Annotated in this window: 18 protein-coding genes and 4 tRNA genes; 16 read left to right on the top strand and 6 right to left on the bottom strand. The window is 73.3% G+C overall.

Annotated features, from left to right (window positions below):
• Nucleotides 1-2 precede the first annotated feature (2 nt).
• The 4 genes from ABT263_RS19425 (at nt 3) to ABT263_RS19440 (ending at nt 395) form a co-directional block, all read left to right on the top strand.
• Nucleotides 3-75 (top strand) — tRNA-Glu (locus ABT263_RS19425).
• 27 nt (nt 76-102) lie between these two features.
• Nucleotides 103-175, top strand: a tRNA-Glu gene (locus tag ABT263_RS19430).
• A 26-nt stretch (nt 176-201) separates the two neighbouring features.
• Nucleotides 202-277, top strand: a tRNA-Glu gene (locus ABT263_RS19435).
• A 43-nt stretch (nt 278-320) separates the two neighbouring features.
• Nucleotides 321-395: transfer RNA gene (locus tag ABT263_RS19440), tRNA-Gln, on the top strand.
• A gap of 125 nt (nt 396-520) precedes the next feature.
• Here the strand turns inward: ABT263_RS19440 and ndgR are convergent.
• The gene (gene ndgR / locus ABT263_RS19445) at nt 521-1,234 is read right to left on the bottom strand and encodes an IclR family transcriptional regulator NdgR (protein ID WP_148642806.1); all 714 of its coding nucleotides are present in this window, start codon (nt 1,232-1,234) and stop codon (nt 521-523) included.
• A 230-nt stretch (nt 1,235-1,464) separates the two neighbouring features.
• On the opposite strand from ndgR, the gene leuC reads away from it, so the two are divergent.
• From leuC to ABT263_RS19465, 4 genes are all read left to right on the top strand, one after another.
• Nucleotides 1,465-2,886: a 3-isopropylmalate dehydratase large subunit gene (gene leuC, locus ABT263_RS19450; protein ID WP_329489731.1), complete on the top strand. Its 1,422-nt coding sequence runs from the start codon at nt 1,465-1,467 to the stop codon at nt 2,884-2,886.
• A gap of 5 nt (nt 2,887-2,891) precedes the next feature.
• Entirely contained in the window at nt 2,892-3,488 is a 597-nt protein-coding gene (gene leuD, locus ABT263_RS19455) for a 3-isopropylmalate dehydratase small subunit (protein ID WP_329489732.1), read from the top strand.
• Between the two features lie 181 nt (nt 3,489-3,669).
• A complete protein-coding gene (locus ABT263_RS38910; protein WP_380388343.1) occupies nt 3,670-4,017 on the top strand; it encodes an SCO5555 family protein in 348 nt (115 codons plus the stop codon).
• Between the two features lie 133 nt (nt 4,018-4,150).
• The gene (locus ABT263_RS19465) at nt 4,151-4,864 is read left to right on the top strand and encodes an HU family DNA-binding protein (protein ID WP_352291613.1); all 714 of its coding nucleotides are present in this window, start codon (nt 4,151-4,153) and stop codon (nt 4,862-4,864) included.
• A gap of 131 nt (nt 4,865-4,995) precedes the next feature.
• Here the strand turns inward: ABT263_RS19465 and ABT263_RS19470 are convergent, their stop codons facing one another.
• Nucleotides 4,996-5,217 carry a hypothetical protein gene (locus tag ABT263_RS19470; RefSeq protein ID WP_329489734.1) on the bottom strand — a complete coding sequence of 74 codons (222 nt, stop codon included), beginning with the start codon at nt 5,215-5,217 and terminating at the stop codon, nt 4,996-4,998.
• Between the two features lie 101 nt (nt 5,218-5,318).
• Nucleotides 5,319-6,050 (bottom strand): 2-phospho-L-lactate guanylyltransferase, encoded by a 732-nt coding sequence (gene cofC, locus ABT263_RS19475; RefSeq protein ID WP_352291615.1) that lies wholly within the window; start codon nt 6,048-6,050, stop codon nt 5,319-5,321.
• Between the two features lie 218 nt (nt 6,051-6,268).
• Between cofC and ABT263_RS19480 the strand changes: the two genes are divergently transcribed.
• The 3 genes from ABT263_RS19480 (at nt 6,269) to ABT263_RS19490 (ending at nt 9,310) form a co-directional block, all read left to right on the top strand.
• Nucleotides 6,269-7,099, top strand: coding sequence for a lysophospholipid acyltransferase family protein (locus tag ABT263_RS19480; RefSeq protein ID WP_352291617.1), 831 nt, complete (start codon nt 6,269-6,271; stop codon nt 7,097-7,099).
• A complete protein-coding gene (locus ABT263_RS19485) occupies nt 7,096-8,097 on the top strand; it encodes an NAD(P)H-dependent glycerol-3-phosphate dehydrogenase (protein WP_329489737.1) in 1,002 nt (333 codons plus the stop codon). Before ABT263_RS19480 ends, ABT263_RS19485 begins: the two co-directional genes overlap by 4 nt.
• 70 nt (nt 8,098-8,167) lie before the next feature.
• On the top strand, nt 8,168-9,310 hold the full coding sequence (locus tag ABT263_RS19490; protein ID WP_352291619.1) for a D-alanine--D-alanine ligase family protein: 1,143 nt from the start codon (nt 8,168-8,170) through the stop codon (nt 9,308-9,310).
• 80 nt (nt 9,311-9,390) lie between these two features.
• On the opposite strand, the gene ABT263_RS19495 is transcribed toward ABT263_RS19490, so the two are convergent.
• A complete protein-coding gene (locus tag ABT263_RS19495) occupies nt 9,391-9,903 on the bottom strand; it encodes a DUF3515 domain-containing protein (RefSeq protein WP_352291621.1) in 513 nt (170 codons plus the stop codon).
• 20 nt (nt 9,904-9,923) lie between these two features.
• Nucleotides 9,924-10,157 carry an Lrp/AsnC family transcriptional regulator gene (locus tag ABT263_RS19500; protein ID WP_329489740.1) on the bottom strand — a complete coding sequence of 78 codons (234 nt, stop codon included), beginning with the start codon at nt 10,155-10,157 and terminating at the stop codon, nt 9,924-9,926.
• Nucleotides 10,158-10,374: 217 nt separating this feature from the next.
• Here ABT263_RS19500 and ABT263_RS19505 point away from each other — a divergent pair, with 217 nt between their 5' ends.
• The 3 genes from ABT263_RS19505 to thiD all read left to right on the top strand — a co-directional run bounded on the left by ABT263_RS19505 (nt 10,375) and on the right by thiD (nt 13,451).
• Nucleotides 10,375-11,340, top strand: a complete 966-nt coding sequence (locus ABT263_RS19505) for a thiamine-phosphate kinase (RefSeq protein WP_329489741.1) — start codon at nt 10,375-10,377, stop codon at nt 11,338-11,340.
• 215 nt (nt 11,341-11,555) lie between these two features.
• The gene (locus ABT263_RS19510) at nt 11,556-12,581 is read left to right on the top strand and encodes a 6-phosphofructokinase (protein WP_329489742.1); all 1,026 of its coding nucleotides are present in this window, start codon (nt 11,556-11,558) and stop codon (nt 12,579-12,581) included.
• Nucleotides 12,582-12,605: 24 nt separating this feature from the next.
• Complete coding sequence (thiD, locus tag ABT263_RS19515) at nt 12,606-13,451, top strand: bifunctional hydroxymethylpyrimidine kinase/phosphomethylpyrimidine kinase (RefSeq protein ID WP_352291623.1); 846 nt, start codon at nt 12,606-12,608, stop codon at nt 13,449-13,451.
• A 171-nt stretch (nt 13,452-13,622) separates the two neighbouring features.
• On the opposite strand, the gene rpmB is transcribed toward thiD, so the two are convergent.
• Nucleotides 13,623-13,808, bottom strand: coding sequence for a 50S ribosomal protein L28 (gene rpmB, locus ABT263_RS19520; protein ID WP_014138233.1), 186 nt, complete (start codon nt 13,806-13,808; stop codon nt 13,623-13,625).
• Between the two features lie 282 nt (nt 13,809-14,090).
• Between rpmB and ABT263_RS19525 the strand changes: the two genes are divergently transcribed.
• Both ABT263_RS19525 and recG read left to right on the top strand, forming a co-directional pair.
• Complete coding sequence (locus tag ABT263_RS19525) at nt 14,091-15,722, top strand: DAK2 domain-containing protein (protein WP_352291625.1); 1,632 nt, start codon at nt 14,091-14,093, stop codon at nt 15,720-15,722.
• A 91-nt stretch (nt 15,723-15,813) separates the two neighbouring features.
• Entirely contained in the window at nt 15,814-18,045 is a 2,232-nt protein-coding gene (recG, locus tag ABT263_RS19530; RefSeq protein WP_352291627.1) for an ATP-dependent DNA helicase RecG, read from the top strand.
• The last annotated feature ends 142 nt before the right edge of the window (nt 18,046-18,187 follow it).

The raw sequence follows: 18,187 nt of genomic DNA on the forward strand, positions 1-18,187 counted from the left end.
AAGCCCCCGTTGTGTAGCGGCCTAGCACGCTGCCCTCTCACGGCAGTAGCGCCGGTTCGAATCCGGTCGGGGGTACTGATCCCGCAAGGGATCGCCTGGAAAGCCCCCGTTGTGTAGCGGCCTAGCACGCTGCCCTCTCACGGCAGTAGCGCCGGTTCGAATCCGGTCGGGGGTACTGATCCCGCAAGGGATCGCCAGGATGCCCCCGTTGTGTAGCGGCCTAGCACGCTGCCCTCTCACGGCAGTAGCGCCGGTTCGAATCCGGTCGGGGGTACCAGAGCATTAAGCCGGTGGGCTTGCCCATCGGCTGATTGCTTTGTTGGGGTATGGTGTAATTGGCAGCACGAGTGATTCTGGTTCACTTAGTCTAGGTTCGAGTCCTGGTACCCCAGCCAGAAATTAGCAAGGCCCTGGTCCGCCGGGGCCTTTTGTGTTTTCCGCCCGCATTTCCGGGTGATTCGGAAAAGGGCCCGCGCACCGAGGTGCGCGGGCCCTTTTCGACGTCGGCGGGTAGGGGCGGTCAGCCGCGGCGCAGGGCCTCGGTGAGCCGGTTGGCGGCCTCGATGATGGCCTGGGCGTGCAGCCGGCCCGGGTGGCGGGTCAGGCGCTCGATCGGACCGGAGACGGAGACGGCGGCCACGACCCGGTTGGAGGGGCCGCGCACGGGGGCCGAGACGGACGCCACACCCGGCTCGCGCTCGCCGATCGACTGGGCCCAGCCGCGGCGCCGGACGCCGCTCAGCGCGGTCGCGGTGAACCGGGCGCCCTGGAGGCCCCGGTGGAGCCGCTCGGGCTCCTCCCAGGCGAGCAGGACCTGTGCGGCCGAGCCGGCCTTCATCGGCAGGGTGCTGCCGACCGGGACGGTGTCCCGCAGGCCGGAGAGCCGCTCGGCGGCGGCGACGCAGATCCGCATCTCGCCCTGCCGGCGGTAGAGCTGTGCGCTCTCGCCGGTGACGTCGCGCAGATGGGTCAGGACCGGGCCCGCGGTGGCGAGCAGCCGGTCCTCGCCCGCCGCGGCGGAGAGTTCGGAGAGACGGGGGCCGAGGATGAACCGGCCCTGCATGTCCCTGGTGACCAGTCGGTGATGTTCGAGTGCGACGGCGAGCCGGTGGGCCGTGGGCCGCGCCAGACCGGTGGCGGCGACCAGCCCCGCCAACGTGGCGGGGCCCGACTCCAGTGCGCTCAGCACCAGAGCGGCCTTGTCGAGAACGCCGACGCCGCTAGAGTTGTCCATGCCCTAAGACTGCAGTCTCATTCCGCGAGACGCAAGTTCAATCCGGCGAGAAAAGCGCCACTCTGGATGCAGCAGCCCGGGAGACATCCAGAATGCGGCCTCAACAGAGTGTCCGCATGGTGGACACCGATCCGGCGTGCAGGTCACGCGGCGCGCCTCACAGGGCGGCGCAGGCAGTGACCCCGATGAACACGAGAAGGCCGGCAACGCGGCCGGCTGGAGGGAATCCGATGGGACGGACACTCGCAGAGAAGGTCTGGGACGACCACGTCGTCCGGCGCGCGGAGGGCGAGCCCGACCTGCTCTTCATCGACCTGCACCTGCTCCACGAGGTCACCAGCCCGCAGGCCTTCGACGGCCTCCGGCTGGCCGGGCGCACGGTCCGCCGGACCGATCTCACGATCGCGACCGAGGACCACAACACCCCGACCCTGGACATCGACAAGCCGATCGCCGACCCGGTCTCGCGGATCCAGCTGGAGACCCTGCGCCGCAACGCGGCCGAGTTCGGCGTCCGGATCCACTCGCTGGGCGACGTCGAGCAGGGCGTCGTGCACGTGGTCGGCCCGCAGCTCGGGCTGACCCAGCCGGGCACCACCGTGGTCTGCGGCGACTCCCACACCTCCACCCACGGCGCCTTCGGCGCCCTGGCGTTCGGCATCGGCACCAGCCAGGTCGAGCACGTCCTGGCCACCCAGACCCTCCCGCTGGCGCCGTTCAGGACGATGGCGATCACCGTCGAGGGCGAGCTGCCCGAGGGCGTCACGGCCAAGGACCTGATCCTGGCGATCATCACCCGGATCGGCACCGGCGGCGGCCAGGGCTACGTCCTGGAGTACCGCGGCTCGGCCATCCGCAGCCTCTCCATGGAGGCCCGGATGACCATCTGCAACATGTCCATCGAGGCGGGCGCCCGGGCCGGGATGATCGCCCCCGACCAGACCACCTTCGACTACCTGGAGGGCCGTCCGCACGCGCCGAAGGGCGAGGACTGGGACGCCGCGGTCGAGTACTGGAAGACCCTGGGCACCGACGAGGACGCGGTCTTCGACCACGAGATCTTCATCGACGCGACCCAGCTGACCCCGTTCGTCACCTGGGGCACCAACCCGGGCCAGGGCGCGCCGCTCGGCGCCCAGGTGCCGGACCCGGCCTCCTTCGCCGACCCGCAGGAGCGGATCGCCGCCGAGAACGCCCTGAAGTACATGGGCCTGGAGGCCGGCACCCCGCTGCGCGAGGTCGCGGTGGACGCCGTCTTCGTCGGCTCCTGCACCAACGGCCGGATCGAGGACCTGCGGGCCGCCGCGGCCATCCTGGACGGCCGGACCATCGCCGAGGGCGTGCGGATGCTGGTCGTCCCCGGCTCGGTGCGGGTCGCCCTGCAGGCCGTCGAGGAGGGCCTGGACAAGGTGTTCACCGCCGCCGGCGCCGAGTGGCGCCACGCGGGCTGCTCGATGTGCCTGGGCATGAACCCCGACCAGCTGGCCCCCGGCGAGCGCTGCGCGTCCACCTCGAACCGCAACTTCGAGGGCCGTCAGGGCAAGGGCGGCCGCACCCACCTGGTGTCGCCGCAGGTCGCCGCCGCGACCGCGGTGCTCGGCCGACTGGCCGCACCCGCCGATCTCCCGTCCGACGTCGCTGTGGAGGCCTGAGCAGCATGGAGAAGTTCACCACCCACACCGGTCGCGCCGTGCCGCTGCGCCGCAGCAACGTCGACACCGACCAGATCATCCCGGCCCATTGGCTCAAGAAGGTCACTCGTTCCGGTTTCGAGGACGGCCTGTTCGAGGCCTGGCGCAAGGACGAGTCGTTCGTCCTGAACCGGCCCGAGTACCAGGGCGCGACCGTCCTGCTGGCCGGCCCCGAATTCGGCACCGGCTCCTCCCGGGAGCACGCCGTCTGGGCATTGCAGAACTACGGGTTCCACGCGGTCGTCTCGTCCCGCTTCGCCGACATCTTCCGCGGCAACTCGCTGAAGAACGGCCTGCTCACGGTCGTGCTGCCGCAGGAGACGGTGGAGCGGCTCTGGGCGCTGGTGGAGGCCGATCCGACGGCCGGGATCACCGTCGACCTGGAGGCCCGCGAGGTGCGCGCCGAGGGCGTCACGGCCCCGTTCGAGCTGGACGACAATGTCCGTTGGCGGCTGCTGAACGGGCTGGACGACATCAGCATCACCCTGCAGAACGAGCCCGACATCGCGGCCTTCGAACAGACCCGGCCCGCCTTCAAGCCGCGTACTCTGCCGGTCGCCTGAGCGGCTCGGGAGAACAAGCATTCTGACGTTCCACCGGATGGTCCGCCTCCCCTCGGGGGGGCGGACCATCCGCCGTTCCGGGCCCGGAGTTACCCCCCGGCGCCGGCCCCCGATTGCCGATTTGGCATTGCCGCAGAGGCCCCGCGCAAGCACAACTGCGGGTAGATGGCACAATCAGTACATGCACCGGCACCATGAACCTCCGTACGCGGGCGGCGAACCCGCGTCACCGGAGTCCACGGGCCGGGGATCCGAACGCCGAATTGACGATCGGCCGGACGCCGCCACCTCACCTGCTGAGGGGCCGGACGACCCGGAAGTCGCAGCGCTCTACGCGCTTGTGGCCGAGCGGTTGAAGCAAGCTCACGCCCGCGTGCATGCGCTGAACGTGTCTGCCGATGCAAAGACCGCTCTCACCCGTCAACTCCTGATCGTCACCGAGGCCGCCAAGCGCGATCTTCCGGAGGCGGCAAGGCGGTTGAGTCGCTTTGTGCATGACCTCGACGAGGGGCGCCCGCCCGTCGCCTGAGGTCGCCGACGCGCAAATCCATTGCGACACTAGGGTGATTCGCGCGTTTGGTAATTGAAAGTCCGCAGATACATACCTAACGTGCGAAATGAACGGATGGAATCATCCGGCGCCCGTTTCCGAAGGGGAAGACGTGAACAAGGCTCAGCTTGTCGAAGCGGTGGCCGAGCAGCTGGGCGGTCGCAAGGCTGCCGCAGAGGCCGTCGACGCAGTGCTCGACACCATGGTCCGCGCCGTCGTGGCCGGTGACCGGGTGTCGGTCACCGGTTTTGGCACCTTTGAGAAGGTGGAGCGCTCCGCGCGCTTCGCCCGCAACCCGCAGACCGGCGAGAAGGTCAAGGTCAAGAAGACCTCGGTGCCCCGCTTCCGTCCCGGCCAGGGCTTCAAGGACCTGGTCAGCGGCAGCAAGAAGCTGCCGAAGGAAGGCCCCTCGGTGAAGAAGGCCCCCAAGGGCTCCCTCACCCCGGGCAAGAGCGGTGTCGCCGCGACCCCGGCCGCCAAGCGCGCCGCCACCAAGCGCGCCGCCTCGGCCGCCGCCGCGGCCCCGGCCGCCACCAAGAAGGCCGCTGCCAAGAAGACGGCGACCACGGCCGCCGCCAAGAAGACCACGGCCACCCCCGCCAAGAAGGCGACCGCCACCAAGAAGACCACGGCCGCCGCCGCCAAGAAGACCACGGCCGCCGCGACCAAGAAGACCGCCACCGCCGCCAAGAAGACGGCGACCACGGCCGCCGCCAAGAAGACCACGGCCACCGCCAAGAAGGCGACCGCCACGGCCAAGAAGACGGCTCCCGCGAAGAAGACCGCCACCCGCAAGACCACCGCGCGCAAGACCAGCGCGAAGTAGTCCTCGGACGGCTCTCCAGGGCCGTGGCGCACCCCCTCCCGGAATTCCGGGTGGTCGGGCCGCCACGGCTCTTCGGTTTTCCGGGGCCCGTCCCGGCCCCGGCGCGCGGCTGTGGAGCGGCGCGGGCCCGGTCAGGCCTCGGCCGGGTCCGGGAAGGTCTGCAGCGTCAGGAAGACCACCCGGCGGGCGTCGCCCGCGCCCTCGGTGCGGATCCGCACCCGCTGGCCGGGGCGCAGCAGCCGCAGGCCGCCGGCGTCGAAGGCGGCGGCGTCGAACGGCACCGGGGTCCCGTCGTCGAGCAGCACGGAGCCGGCCCGGGTGGCGGGGTCGAAGGTGAACGCGGTGGCCTGCATGGAAGCAGCATAGCGAGCAGCACCGACAGGCCCCCGGGGCAGCTCGCGGAGACGGCCCGGCGCGGATGGGGAGTTGCTGGCACGCCCGTCCGGAGCGGGGGTCAGAATTGCTCGCGCGCCCGTCCGGAGCGGTTCGCGGCGGGGAGTCCGAGCGCCTGCGCGAGCCGGGCCGACAGCGCGCCGGTGTGCGGGCCGACGCCGAGTGCGAGCGCCGCGCCGAGGTCGGCGCCGGTGTCCACGTCCCGGCGCACCGACTCCACGTCGTCCAGCCGCAGTTCGCGGGCGCCGCCGGCCGCGTGCCGGGCCCGGGAGCCGTCGCCGAAGGCGGGTGCGAGCGGACCGCCGGGGGAGCGGGCCAGCAGCGTGGTGCCCGACCCGGGGGCGTCGGCCAGGAAGGACCGCCCGGCCGGCCGGGCCGCGGCCAGCACCCGGGCCAGTTCGGCCGGGCGCAGGGCCGGCAGGTCGGCGGAGAGCGCGGCCAGCGGGGCGTGCGGGGCGAGCGCCAGCGCGGCCGCCGCGCCGTGCGCCAGCGCGTCGTTGAGGCCGCCGCCCGGTTCGTCGCCGACGACGACCGCGCCCAGCGCGGCCAGCCGCTCGCCGGCGGCGCCGTCCCGGGTGACCACCAGGACGCGGGACACGCCCGGGGTGGCCAGCGCGGCGGTCACGGTGTCCAGGGCGAAGGAGAGCGCCAGGTCCGCGCGGTGCGGCCCGGCGAAGGGCGCCAACCGGGTCTTCGCCAGGGCGAGCCGCTTGAGCGGCAGCACCAGCGACCAGCCTGCGGTGGGTGCGGGGGGCGCGACGGGCCCGCTGGGGCGTACGGTGTCCTGGGTCATCGGCGTCATTGTGACGCCGGTCCCGGAACCCTCGCCAGGCCGTCCGAACTGTGCGGACGTGCGTTTGGTCACGCCCGCCCGACGTGCTGGCGGGGTTGCTCGACAGCCGCTCCGCGGTCGGGCGAGACTGTTCCGCGCCCCGACCCCGTCCGACGGGGGTCGCGGGAGGCGAGAGACTGCGGCACCCCGCGTGCCGCACCGGATGAGGAGGACCTGGGGTGGCCCGCCGCTCGTATGCCGGCTTCGGCAACGCCGATTACGGCATCTGGTACCGCTTCGCGGCCGTGCTGGTGAAGCCGGTGACGACCGCGCTGGTCAAGCCAGACTGGCGGGGCTGGGAGCACCTGCCGAAGGAGGGCGGCTTCATCGCCGCCGTCAACCACAACTCGATCATCGACCCGGTGGTCTACGCGCACTGGCAGTACAACAGCGGGCGGCCGCCGCGGATCCTCGGCAAGTCCTCGCTGTTCTCGGTCCCGTTCATCGGCTTCATGCTGCGCAAGACCGGCCAGATCCCGGTGTTCCGCGAGTCGACCGACGCCGCGCACGCGTTCCGGGCGGCCATCGACGCGGTGAACGGCGGCCAGTGCGTCCAGTTCTACCCGGAGGGCACGCTCACCCGGGACCCGGACCTGTGGCCGATGACCGGCAAGAGCGGGGTGGCCCGGGTCGCGCTGATGACCGGTGCGCCGGTGATCCCGGTGGCGCACTGGGGCGCGCACGAGATCATCCCGCCGTACGGCCGGGGCGGCTCGGGGAAGGGCCGGTTCAACCTGTTCCCGCGGCACCGGGTGACGGTGGCGGCCGGGCCGGCCGTGGACCTGAGCAAGTACCAGGGCCAGGAGCTGACCGCCCAGGTGCTCCGGGACGCGACCGAGGACATCATGCGGGCGATCACCGCCGTGCTGGCCGACATCCGCGGCGAGGAGCCGCCGGCCGAGCGCTACGACATGCGCACGGCGGCCCGGCACCGGGCGGAGGCGGCCGCCGCCGAGCGGCAGCGGGCCGCCGGCACGCGCAAGAACAGCACCGAGGAGGCCGGCAAGTGACCCGATGTGCCGTGTTCGGAACGGGTTCCTGGGGGACCGCGTTCGCGATGGTGCTGGCCGACGCGGGCTGCGAGGTCACCCTCTGGGGGCGCCGGCCGGAGCTGGTGGACGCGATCCACACCACCCACGTCAACCCCGACTACCTGCCCGGCGTCCCGCTGCCCGGGTCGGTCCGGGCCACCGTGGACCCGGCGCGGGCCCTGGCCGGCGCCGACTTCGCGGTGCTCGCGGTGCCCTCCCAGACGCTGCGCGAGAACCTCGCCGCCTGGGCCCCGCTGATCGAGCCGCAGACCGTGCTGGTGAGCCTGATGAAGGGCATCGAACTCGGCACCGCCAAGCGGATGAGCGAGGTCATCGCCGAGGTCGCGAAGGTCGGGGCGGAGCGGGTGGCCGTCGTCAGCGGCCCCAACCTGGCCCGGGAGATCGCCAACCGGCAGCCCGCCGCGAGCGTGGTGGCCTGCACCGACGAGGCGGTCGCCAAGCGGCTCCAGGCGGCCTGCCACACGCCGTACTTCCGCCCCTACACCAACACCGACGTGATCGGCTGCGAGCTGGGCGGCGCGGTGAAGAACGTGATCGGCCTGGCGGTCGGCATGGCGGACGGCATGGGCCTCGGCGACAACACCAAGGCCACGCTGATCACCCGGGGCCTGGCCGAGACGACCCGGCTGGGGCTGGCGCTCGGCGCCGACGCGTACACCTTCGCCGGGCTCGCCGGGATGGGCGACCTGGTGGCGACCTGCTCCTCGCCGCTCTCCCGCAACCACACCTTCGGCACCAACCTCGGCCGCGGGATGTCGCTGGCCGAGACCATCGCGGCCACCCGGCAGACCGCGGAGGGCGTCAAGTCCTGCGAGTCCGTGCTCGACCTGGCCCGGCGCAGCGGCGTCGACATGCCGATCGTCGAGGCCGTGGTGGACGTGGTGCACAACGGGCGCCCCACCCAGGAGGCGCTGCGGGCGCTGATGTCGCGCTCGGCCAAGGCCGAGCGGCACTGACCGTGCGACGCCGGGCGACCGGGGCGGTTGACGTCCCGGAAACGGCTCGCACGGTAGTCTCACACCCGATATGAGCATCGAACAGACCCCCCCGAATCCGTCCGCGAAGCCGCGCGTAGCGCTCGTCTTCGGTGGCCGCAGCTCCGAGCACGCCATCTCGGTGTCCACCGCGGGCAGCGTGCTCAGGGCGATCGACCGCGAGAAGTACGACGTGCTGCCGATCGGCATCACCCACGAGGGCCGCTGGGCGCTGGTCAGCGACGATCCGGCCCGGATGGCCATCACCGACGGCCGGCTGCCGGACGTCGCCCAGGTCGCCGAGGCCGTCGACGGCCAGGTCGTGCTGCCGGTCAGCCCGGACAGCCGCGAGGTGGTCTGGAGCGAGCCGGGGACGGTGCCGAAGGCGCTCGGCGAGGTCGACGTGGTCTTCCCGCTGCTGCACGGCCCCTGGGGCGAGGACGGCACCCTCCAGGGCCTGCTGGAGCTGTCCGGAGTGCCGTACGTCGGCAACGGCGTGCTCTCCAGCGCGGTGGGCATGGACAAGGAGTTCACCAAGCGGGTGCTGGCCTCGCACGGCCTGGGCGTCGGCTCGTACACCATCGTCCGGCCGCGGGAGTGGGAGAGCGAGGCCGGCCGCGCCGCCGTCCGCGAGCGGGTCGGGGAACTCGGTCTGCCGGTGTTCGTGAAGCCCTGCCGGGCCGGCTCCAGCATCGGCATCACCAAGGTCAAGGACCTCGCCGGGCTGGACGCCGCGATCGAGGAGGCCCGTCGGCACGACCCCAAGCTGATCATCGAGGCCGGGGTGTCCGGGCGCGAGATCGAGTGCGGGGTGCTGGAGTTCGAGGACGGCCCGCGGGCCAGCGTCCCGGCCGAGGTCCTGGTCGGCGGCGACTACGAGTTCTACGACTTCGAGGCCAAGTACATCGACTCCTCCGAGGTGCGCATCCCGGCCGAACTCGGTGCGGCCGAGCTCGCCGAGATCCGCCGTCAGGCGGTCGCCGCGTTCGAGGCGCTCGGCTGCGAGGGCCTGGCCCGGGTGGACTTCTTCCTGCTGGACGACGGCAGCTGGATGATCAACGAGGTCAACACCATGCCCGGCTTCACCCCGATCTCGGCCTACCCGAAGATGTGGGAGGCCAGCGGGCTGTCGTACCCGGAGCTGATCGACCGGCTGCTCCAGGCGGCGCTGCGCCGCCCGACCGGGCTGCGCTAGCCGCCCGGGCAGCACCAGCCGCACACCCGCGCAAGGGCGGTCCGGGAGCTCCCGGACCGCCCTTCCCGTGCTCTCGGCCGCTACGGGATGTTGGCCTTCACCACGCCGTTCAGGGCGGAGACCGGGTCGAGCGGATTGCTGAAGGCCCCGCCGGGGACGGTCACCTCGACGTACGCCCGGCGCATCGTGGTGATGAACCGGTATCCGCCGTCGTCGAGCTTCTGCGCCCACCAGGTGACGTCGTCGATGGTGGGGGAGAGGTCCTTGGCGTGCTCGCCGTTCAGCGCCTCCGGCCGGTCCACCCCGCAGCGCAGCACGGTGCGCGGCGAGCTGGCCCAGGCGGCCACGTACGGGGAGCCGGGCGACGGGTCCTTCCGGGCGTGGCCGAGCACCTCCCGGGGCAGCGCCGCGGCCAGGTCCCGGCAGTAGCCGGCGGCCCTCCCGGTCGGCTTCGGCACCTCGATCGCCGCGGGCGCGCTCCAGCTGCCGAGCAGCACCACGACGGTGCAGCTCAGCGCCAGCGGCAGGGCCAGCCACCGGACGGGGGCCGGCAGCGCCGTCAGGAAGCGGGGGACGCGGAGTTCTCGGGCCACCCGCCGATGGTAGCCGGGGCCTACAGGTGGACCACCGGACAGGTGAGGGTGCGGGTGATGCCCTCCACCTGCTGGACCTTGGCCACGACCAGGCGGCCGAGGTCGTCCACCGTCTCGGCCTCGGCCCGCACGATCACGTCGTACGGTCCGGTGACGTCCTCGGCCTGGAGGACACCGGGGATCTCGGAGATGGACCGGGCCACGGCGGTGGCCTTGCCGACCTCGGTCTGGATCAGGATGTATGCCTGTACCACGGGGGGACCTCCCGGCGGCTGGGAACGGGGATCGGCGCCGTGATCGCCCGCTCGGGCGTTCGGGGGTGGGGAACGGACTCACCGGCATTCCGATCACCACGCTACCGCGCAGCGGGCCGGGGAGGGGAGACTTCCGCACCCCCGGAGGGCGTACGCTGCGCGCGGGGGAGCGGGGGGCACCAGTTCCGATTCGGATGGAAACGCGAGAGGACGGCAGATGCAGGGGACCGTGGGCGAGCTCGGCGAGTTCGGACTCATCAGGGAGCTGACGGCCCGGGTACCGCTCACCGACGCGGTCGACCTCGGTCCGGGCGACGACGCCGCGGTGGTGAAGACGCCGGACGGCCGGGTGGTCGCCACCATGGACGTGCTGATCGAGAACCGGCACTTCCGCCGGGACTGGTCGACCGCCTACGACGTGGGCCGCAAGGCCGCCGCCCAGAACCTCGCCGACGTGGCCGCGATGGGCGCGGTGCCGACGGCGATCCTGCTCGGCCTGGTCACCCCCGCCGATCTGCCGACCACCTGGGCCACCGAGCTGATGGACGGGCTGCGCGACGAGTGCCAGGTGGCCGGTGCCACGGTGGTCGGCGGCGACGTGGTGCGCGGCGACGTCATCACCCTCGCCATCACAGCGCTCGGGGATCTCCAGGGGCGCGCACCGGTGACGCGCGCCGGGGCTCAGGTGGGCGACGTGGTCGCCGTCACCGGCTGGCTCGGCTGGTCCGCCGCCGGGCTGACCGTGCTGCAGCGCGGGTTCCGCTCGCCGCGCGCCTTCGTCGAGGCGCACCGCCGGCCCGAGCCGCCGTACCACGCGGGCCCGGCCGGCGCCGAGTTGGGCGCCACCGCGATGGTCGACGTGAGCGACGGGCTGGTGGCCGACCTCGGCCACGTCGCCCGGGCCAGCGCGGTGGACATCGACCTGCGGGCCGCCGACTTCGACGTCCCGGCGCAGATGGCCGACATCGGGCAGGCCGTCGGGGTGGACCCGCTGGTCTGGGTGCTCTCCGGCGGCGAGGACCACGCGATCGTGGCGACCTTCCCGCGCGGGGTCCAACTGCCCGCCCGCTGGCGGGTGGTGGGCGAGGTGACCGGCCGGGCCCGGCCGTCCCGCGGTGGCCGGGTGACGGTGGACGGCGAGCCCTGGGACCGGGTCGGCGGCTGGGACCACTTCGCGGAGTGAGCGGAGTGAGCGGAATGAGCGCGGCGTCAGCCGCCCGGCGGGAGGCCGCGGGCCGGCGCGGGTGCGCGCATCGGCCCGGACGCGCGGGGCGCCCCGGCGAGCGGCGCGCGGGCCCGCGCCGGGGGACGGCGTAGGCTTGCGCTGAACCGGATCCACCTGCTGCTCCTCGGGCGCGGGTGGTCTGAACCACTGCGGAGCGGGAGAGCACAGCCACCATGCGCATCGGTGTCCTGACCAGCGGCGGAGACTGCCCCGGGCTCAACGCGGTGATCCGCTCCGTGGTGCACCGGGGAACCGATGTGCACGGTGACGAGATCGTCGGCATCGAGGACGGCTTCCTCGGCCTGATCGAGGGCCGCACCCGGCCGATCTCGCACGACGACGTCACCGGCCTGCTCACCCTCGGCGGCACCATCCTGGGCTCGGCCCGCGTGCAGCGCGACCGGATCGCCTGGGCGGTGGAGAACGCCGAGACCCTCGCCCGGGACATCGGCATCGACGCGCTGATCGCGATCGGCGGCGAGGGCACGCTGACCGCCGCCAAGATGTTCAGCGACGCCGGACTGCCGGTGGTCGGCGTGCCGAAGACCATCGACAACGACATCGACGCGACCGACGTCACCTTCGGGTTCGACACCGCGGTCCATGTCGCGACCGACGCGATCGACCGGCTGAAGACCACCGCCGAATCCCACCAGCGGGTGATGGTGGTGGAGTTGATGGGCCGGCACACCGGCTGGATCACCCTCACCGCCGGAATGGCCGGCGGCGCCCACGGCATCCTGATCCCGGAGAAGCCCTTCGACATCGAGGCGGTCGCCCGGATGGTCGAGGACCGCTTCTCCCGGGGCAAGAAGTTCGCCATCATCGCGGTGGCCGAGGGCTCGGCCCCGATGCCCGGCACGATGCGCTTCGACCACGGCGTCGTCGACCAGTTCGGCCACCGGACCTTCGGCGGGATCGGCAACCGGCTCGCCAACGAGCTGGAGAACCTGCTCGGCAAGGAGGCCCGGCCGGTCATCCTCGGCCACACCCAGCGCGGCGGCACCCCCACCGCCCGGGACCGGGTGCTCGCCACCCGGTTCGGCTGGCACGCGGTGGAGGCCGTCCACAAGGGCGCCTTCGGGCACTTCACCGCGCTGCGCGGCAACGACATCGAGCTGGTGCCGGTCGCCGAGGCGGTCACCCACCTCAAGACCGTGCCGCAGGACCGCTGGGCGGAATCCGAAGCCGTGCTCTGAGGCGGCGCGGGTAGGTTGGGGCCCATGTCCCTCCCGTCTTCCGCCCCCGCTCCCGGCGGCCGCCCCCAGGGCGGCCCCTCCTCCGCACCCCCGCGGGTGCTCACCGTCGCCGGATCCGACTCCGGCGGCGGCGCCGGCATCCAGGCCGACCTCAAGGCGATGCTGGCCCTCGGCGTCCACGGCATGAGCGTGATCACCGCCGTCACCGCGCAGAACTCGCTCGGTGTCCAGGGCTACTGGGAGCTGCCGGCCGAGGCCGTCCGGGCCCAGTTCCGCAGTGTGGTGGACGACATCGGCGTCCAGGCCGTGAAGACCGGGATGCTCGCCTCGATCGAGCTGGTCGAGACCGTCTCCGAGCTGCTGACCGGGGTGGACGCCCCGGTGGTGGTCGACCCGGTCGGCGTCTCCAAGCACGGCGACGCGCTGCTGGCCGCCGAGGCCGTCGCCACCGTCCGGGAGCGGCTGCTGCCGGTCGCCACCCTGGCCACGCCCAACCTGCACGAGGTGACGCAGCTCACCGGGCGCACCGTCGAGGACGAGGCGCAGATGCTCGACGCGGCCAAGGCGCTGCTCGACCTCGGGCCGCGCTGGGTCCTGGTGAAGGGCGGGCACCTGGAGGGCGAGGCCGCCGACCTGCTGTACGGCGGGCCGGGGGAGGAGCACTGGTACCGGGCGCCCCGCTACGACAACCGGCACACCCACGGCACCGGCTGCACGCTGGCCAGCGCCATCGCCGCCGGGCTGGCCAAGGGCGAACCGCTGCCCGCGGCGGTGGCCTCGGCGAAGGCCTACATCACCGGCGCGATCGCCGGCGGCTTCGCGCTCGGGTCCGGCATCGGCCCGGTGGACCACGCCTGGCGCTGGCGCTGAGCGCACCGGGGCCGCAAAACGACCACGGGCGGGCCCGAGGGCCCGCCCGTGGCGGCTCCGGGCAGGCCCGGAGAGAGGGGTCGGCACTGGAGAGCCGGGATCCAGAAACAGGAAGCCGGCCCATCCGAGGATGGACCGGCTTCCTGGAGGACCGGCTTACCGGTCTGCGCGTCAGCGCGAGACCTTACCGGCCTTGATGCACGAGGTGCAGACGTTGAGCCGCTTCGGCGTCCGCCCAATCACAGCGCGCACCGTCTGAATGTTGGGGTTCCAACGACGGGGGGTACGGCGGTGAGAGTGGGAGATGCTGTTGCCGAAGCCCGGCCCCTTGCCGCAGACGTCGCAGTTGGCAGCCACAGGAGTCACTCCAAGACTTCAGATCATTTACGTTCGAAACCCCGCCAACCCACCGGAGCACTCACGTGAACCAGATCAGATCAATGGGGTGAGCCTGGACTGTTCCAGGCAACCGGAAGAGCATACAACGCTTGCTTCCGTTCAACGAAACTACCACGTCTGCGCAGGTGATCGCCGCGCTCGGCGCTTCCGGCGGCGGCCCCCGGCCCCCGATAACCTGCCGGTACCAACCCTCGCCGTTCAACCTCAGGCCATCACGGCGTCCCATCCGGAGGAGACCTGGTGCTGACCACGCTCGACGCCCCGGCCGTGCGCAGCTGGTGCCAGCTGGCCCTGCGCGCGCTCGGCCAGGCCCGCGAGGAGATCGACGCACTCAACGTCTACCCCGTCCCGGACGGCGACACCGGCACCAACCTCTACCTGACCGTGGAGTCCGCCGCCGCCGCGGTGGAGAGCCGGTTCACCGACCCGGCGGGCGGCCCGGCCCCCGGGCTCGCCGAGACCGCCCGGGCGATGGCCCGGGGCGCGCTGGTCGGCGCCCGCGGCAACTCCGGCGTGATCCTCGCCCAGTGGCTGCGCGGCACCGCCGAGCAGCTGGCCCGGGGCGGTGGCGCCGACCAGCTGCGGGCCGCCCTCCAGGGGGCCGCGGACGCCGCCTACCAGGCGGTCGCCGAGCCGGTCGAGGGCACCCTGCTGACCGTCGCCCGGGTGGCCGCCCGGGAGGCGACCCGGGCCGGCGACGGGCTCGGCCAGGTCGCCGACACCGCGTACCGGGCCGCCCGGGACGCGCTGCGGCGCACTCCCGAGCAGCTCTCCGTGCTGGCCGAGGCCGGGGTGGTGGACGCCGGCGGGCGCGGCCTGGTCGCCGTCCTCGGGGCGCTCGCCGACGCGGTGGCCGGCCACCAGCCGATGGGCCCGGTCGCGCTGCGCGGTGACGTCCGGCCGGTCGAGAGCTGCCAGGGGCACGTCCGGCCGCCCGGCCCGGGCCACCCCGCCTTCGAGGTGATCTACCTGCTGGACGCCCCCGACGAGGCGCTGCCCGCGCTGCGCGAGCGGCTCGCCGGACTGGGCGACTCCCTGGTGATCGGTGGCGGGGACGGCCTCTGGAACGTGCACGTCCACGTGGACGACGCGGGGGCCGCGGTGGAGGCCGGGCTGGGGGCCGGGCGGCCGCACCAGATCCGGATCACGCACTTCGCCGAGGCCGCCGCCCGGGCCGGGACCGCCGACGACCGCGGCGAGCACGAGGAGCGCACCCGGGCGGTGCTCTCGGTGGTCTCCGGCGCGGGACTGGCCGACCTCTGCGAGCAGGCCGGCGCCGTCGTGCTGCACGCCGACCCGGACCGCCCGCCGGCCAGCGCCGAACTCGCCGCCGCCGTCCGCCGGGCGGGCGCCCGGGAGGTCGTCCTGCTGCTCAACGACCCCGAGCTGCGGGCCGCCGCCGGGGCCGCCGCCGACCAGCTGCGCGAGGAGGGGGTGCGGATCGCCGTCCTGCCCACCCGGTCACCGGTCCAGGGGCTGGCCGCCCTCGCCGTGCACGAGGCCGGCCGCCGGTTCGACGAGGACGTGGTCGCCATGACCTCGGCGGCCGGCGCCACCCGGTACGCCGAGCTCGCCGTCGCCGAGGGCGAGTCCTGGACGATGGCCGGGGTCTGCCAGGCCGGGGACGTGCTCGGGCTGATCGACGGGGACGTGGTGGTGATCGGGGCCGCCCCGGCCGAGGTCGGCGCCAGCGTGCTCGACCGGATGCTCGGCGCGGGCGGCGAACTCGTCACCCTGATCCTCGGCGACGGCGCGGACGAGGAGCTGGCCGACCGGCTGGTGGCGCACGCCCGGCACCGGCGGCCGGAGGTCGACGCGGTCGTCTTCCACGGCGGGCAGGAGTCCGCGCCGCTGCTCATCGGCGTGGAGTAGCGGTCCGGGCGGCGGGCGCCGCGGTCCGGCCGGGGCGCCGGGCAGCGGGTGGCGCCCGGAATGTCGGTCCGGTGGTGTAAACAAGGGCCTGATGGGCGCTCTCGATGAACCACTGACCAAGCTCGTCGGCGACCGTACCGCCAAGGTGCTCGCCGACAGCCTCAAGCTGCGCACGGTCGGGGACCTGCTGCACCACTATCCGCGCCGCTACGTCGAGCGCGGCCAGCTCACCAGCCTGGACGAGCTGGAGATCGACGAGCACGTCACCGTGCTGGCCCGGATCGAGAAGGTCACCCTGATCCCGTTCCGCGGCCGCAAGGGGGACCGCCTGGAGGTGGTCGTCACCGACGGCCGCAGCCGGCTCTCGCTGGTCTTCTTCAACCAGGGCTGGCGGCAGAAGGAGCTCCGCACCGGCGCCCAGGGCCTGTTCGCCGGCAAGGTCGGCGTCTTCAACCGCACCCGCCAGCTGGTCTCGCCGGACTACCAACTGCTCGACGAGGACACCGGGTCGGACGCGGCGCAGCAGTTCGCCGGCCGGCTGATCCCGGTCTACGGCGCCAGCGCCCAGATGCCCAGCTGGAAGCTCTCCCTCTGCGTCGAGACCGCCCTCACCAAGCACCTCTCCGACGTCGGCGAGCCGCTGCCCGCGGAGCTGCGCGAGCGGCACGAACTGATCCCGCTGCCCGAGGCGCTGGAGCTGATCCACCGCCCGCGCGGCCAGGCCGACCGCGAGCGCGCCCAGAGCCGGCTCCGCTGGGACGAGGCCTTCGTCCTCCAGGTCGCGCTCGCGCAGCGCCGGGCCGCCGACTCCGCCCTGCCGGCCAAGCCCCGCGAGCCCCGGGCCGGCGGCCTCCTGGACGCCTTCGACGCCCGGCTCCCGTTCACCCTCACCGACGGCCAGTTGAAGGTCTCCGCCGAGATCGCCGCGGACCTGGCCACCGAACACCCGATGCACCGGCTGCTCCAGGGCGAGGTCGGCTCCGGCAAGACGCTCGTCGCGCTGCGCGCCATGCTCGCGGTGGTCGACGCGGGCGGCCAGGCCGCCCTGCTGGCGCCCACCGAGGTGCTGGCGCAGCAGCACCACCGGTCGATCGTGGAGATGATGGGGGACCTGGCCGAGGGCGGCCTGCTGGGCGGTTCGGACCTCGGCACCCGGGTGGTGCTGCTGACCGGCTCGATGGGCGTCCCGGCCCGCCGCCAGGCGATGCTCGACATGGCCTGCGGGGACGCGGGCATCGCGATCGGCACCCACGCGCTGATCGAGGACAAGGTGCAGTTCCAGGACCTCGGCCTGGTCGTGGTGGACGAGCAGCACCGCTTCGGCGTCGAGCAGCGGGACGCGCTGCGCGCCAAGGGCGAGCAGCCGCCGCACCTGCTGGTGATGACGGCCACGCCGATCCCGCGCACCGTCGCGATGACCGTCTTCGGGGACTTGGAGACGTCGGTGCTGGACCAGTTGCCGGCCGGCCGCTCGCCGATCTCCACCCATGTCGTCCCGGCCCTGGAGAAGCCCAACTTCCTGGCGCGGGCCTGGGAGCGGGTCCGCGAGGAGGTGGCCAAGGGCCACCAGGCGTACGTGGTCTGCCCCCGGATCGGGGACGAGGAGCCCGCCCCCGACGCCAAGCGGAAGCGCCGGCCGGTCCCGGCCGAGGACTTGGAGGAGCTCACCGGCGCGGAGCCCGACGCGGGCGCCGGGAGCGACGACCGGCGCCCCCCGCTGTCGGTCGTCGAGACCGCCGAGAAGCTGCTGAAGGGCCCGCTGGCCGGGCTGCGGGTGGAGATCCTGCACGGCCGGCTGGCGCCCGACGCCAAGGACGAGGTGATGCGCCGGTTCGCGGCCGGCGCGGTGGACGTCCTGGTGGCGACCACGGTGATCGAGGTCGGGGTCAACGTCCCCAACTCCACCGCGATGGTGATCATGGACGCCGACCGCTTCGGCGTCTCCCAGCTGCACCAGTTGCGCGGCCGGGTCGGGCGCGGCAGCGCCGCCGGCCTCTGCCTGCTGGTCAGCGACATGCCGGCGGGCAGCCCGGCCCGGGCCCGGCTGGACGCGGTGGCCGCCACCCTGGACGGCTTCGAGCTGTCCCGGATCGACCTCGAACAGCGGCGCGAGGGCGATGTGCTGGGCCAGGCGCAGTCCGGGGTGAAGTCCTCGCTGAAGGTGCTCTCCGTACTGGAGGACGAGGAGGTCATCGTGACCGCCCGGGCCGAGGCCACCCGGCTGGTCGCCGAGGACCCGGAGCTGGCCGCCCACCCGGACCTGCGCACCGCGCTGGAGAGCCTGCTGGACGCCGACCGCGCGGAGTACCTGGAGAAGGGCTGAGCCCCCCCGGGGGCCCGGCCGGCGGGCCCCCGGGCCGCCCGTGCGGGCTGACCGTCGGGGCCGACCGCCAGGGCCGATTGTCAGACCCCCGCGAGAGAATGTAGTTGTTCAGGACGCACCCTCAAGGTGCGTACCTGGCACG

The organism is Kitasatospora sp. NPDC001603 (assembly GCF_040298365.1).
GTDB lineage: Bacteria > Actinomycetota > Actinomycetes > Streptomycetales > Streptomycetaceae > Kitasatospora.

Bases quoted from the DNA above. Each gene is read 5' to 3' on its own strand.
- cofC (WP_352291615.1), bottom strand. From the start codon at position 6,050: ATGACCCAGGACACCGTACGCCCCAGCGGGCCCGTCGCGCCCCCCGCA.
- thiD (WP_352291623.1), top strand. From the start codon at position 12,606: ATGTCCCTCCCGTCTTCCGCCCCCGCTCCCGGCGGCCGCCCCCAGGGC.
- ABT263_RS19505 (WP_329489741.1), top strand. From the start codon at position 10,375: ATGCAGGGGACCGTGGGCGAGCTCGGCGAGTTCGGACTCATCAGGGAG.
- ndgR (WP_148642806.1), bottom strand. From the start codon at position 1,234: ATGGACAACTCTAGCGGCGTCGGCGTTCTCGACAAGGCCGCTCTGGTG.
- leuC (WP_329489731.1), top strand. From the start codon at position 1,465: ATGGGACGGACACTCGCAGAGAAGGTCTGGGACGACCACGTCGTCCGG.
- recG (WP_352291627.1), top strand. From the start codon at position 15,814: ATGGGCGCTCTCGATGAACCACTGACCAAGCTCGTCGGCGACCGTACC.
- ABT263_RS38910 (WP_380388343.1), top strand. From the start codon at position 3,670: ATGCACCGGCACCATGAACCTCCGTACGCGGGCGGCGAACCCGCGTCA.
- leuD (WP_329489732.1), top strand. From the start codon at position 2,892: ATGGAGAAGTTCACCACCCACACCGGTCGCGCCGTGCCGCTGCGCCGC.
- ABT263_RS19510 (WP_329489742.1), top strand. From the start codon at position 11,556: ATGCGCATCGGTGTCCTGACCAGCGGCGGAGACTGCCCCGGGCTCAAC.
- ABT263_RS19490 (WP_352291619.1), top strand. From the start codon at position 8,168: ATGAGCATCGAACAGACCCCCCCGAATCCGTCCGCGAAGCCGCGCGTA.
- ABT263_RS19470 (WP_329489734.1), bottom strand. From the start codon at position 5,217: ATGCAGGCCACCGCGTTCACCTTCGACCCCGCCACCCGGGCCGGCTCC.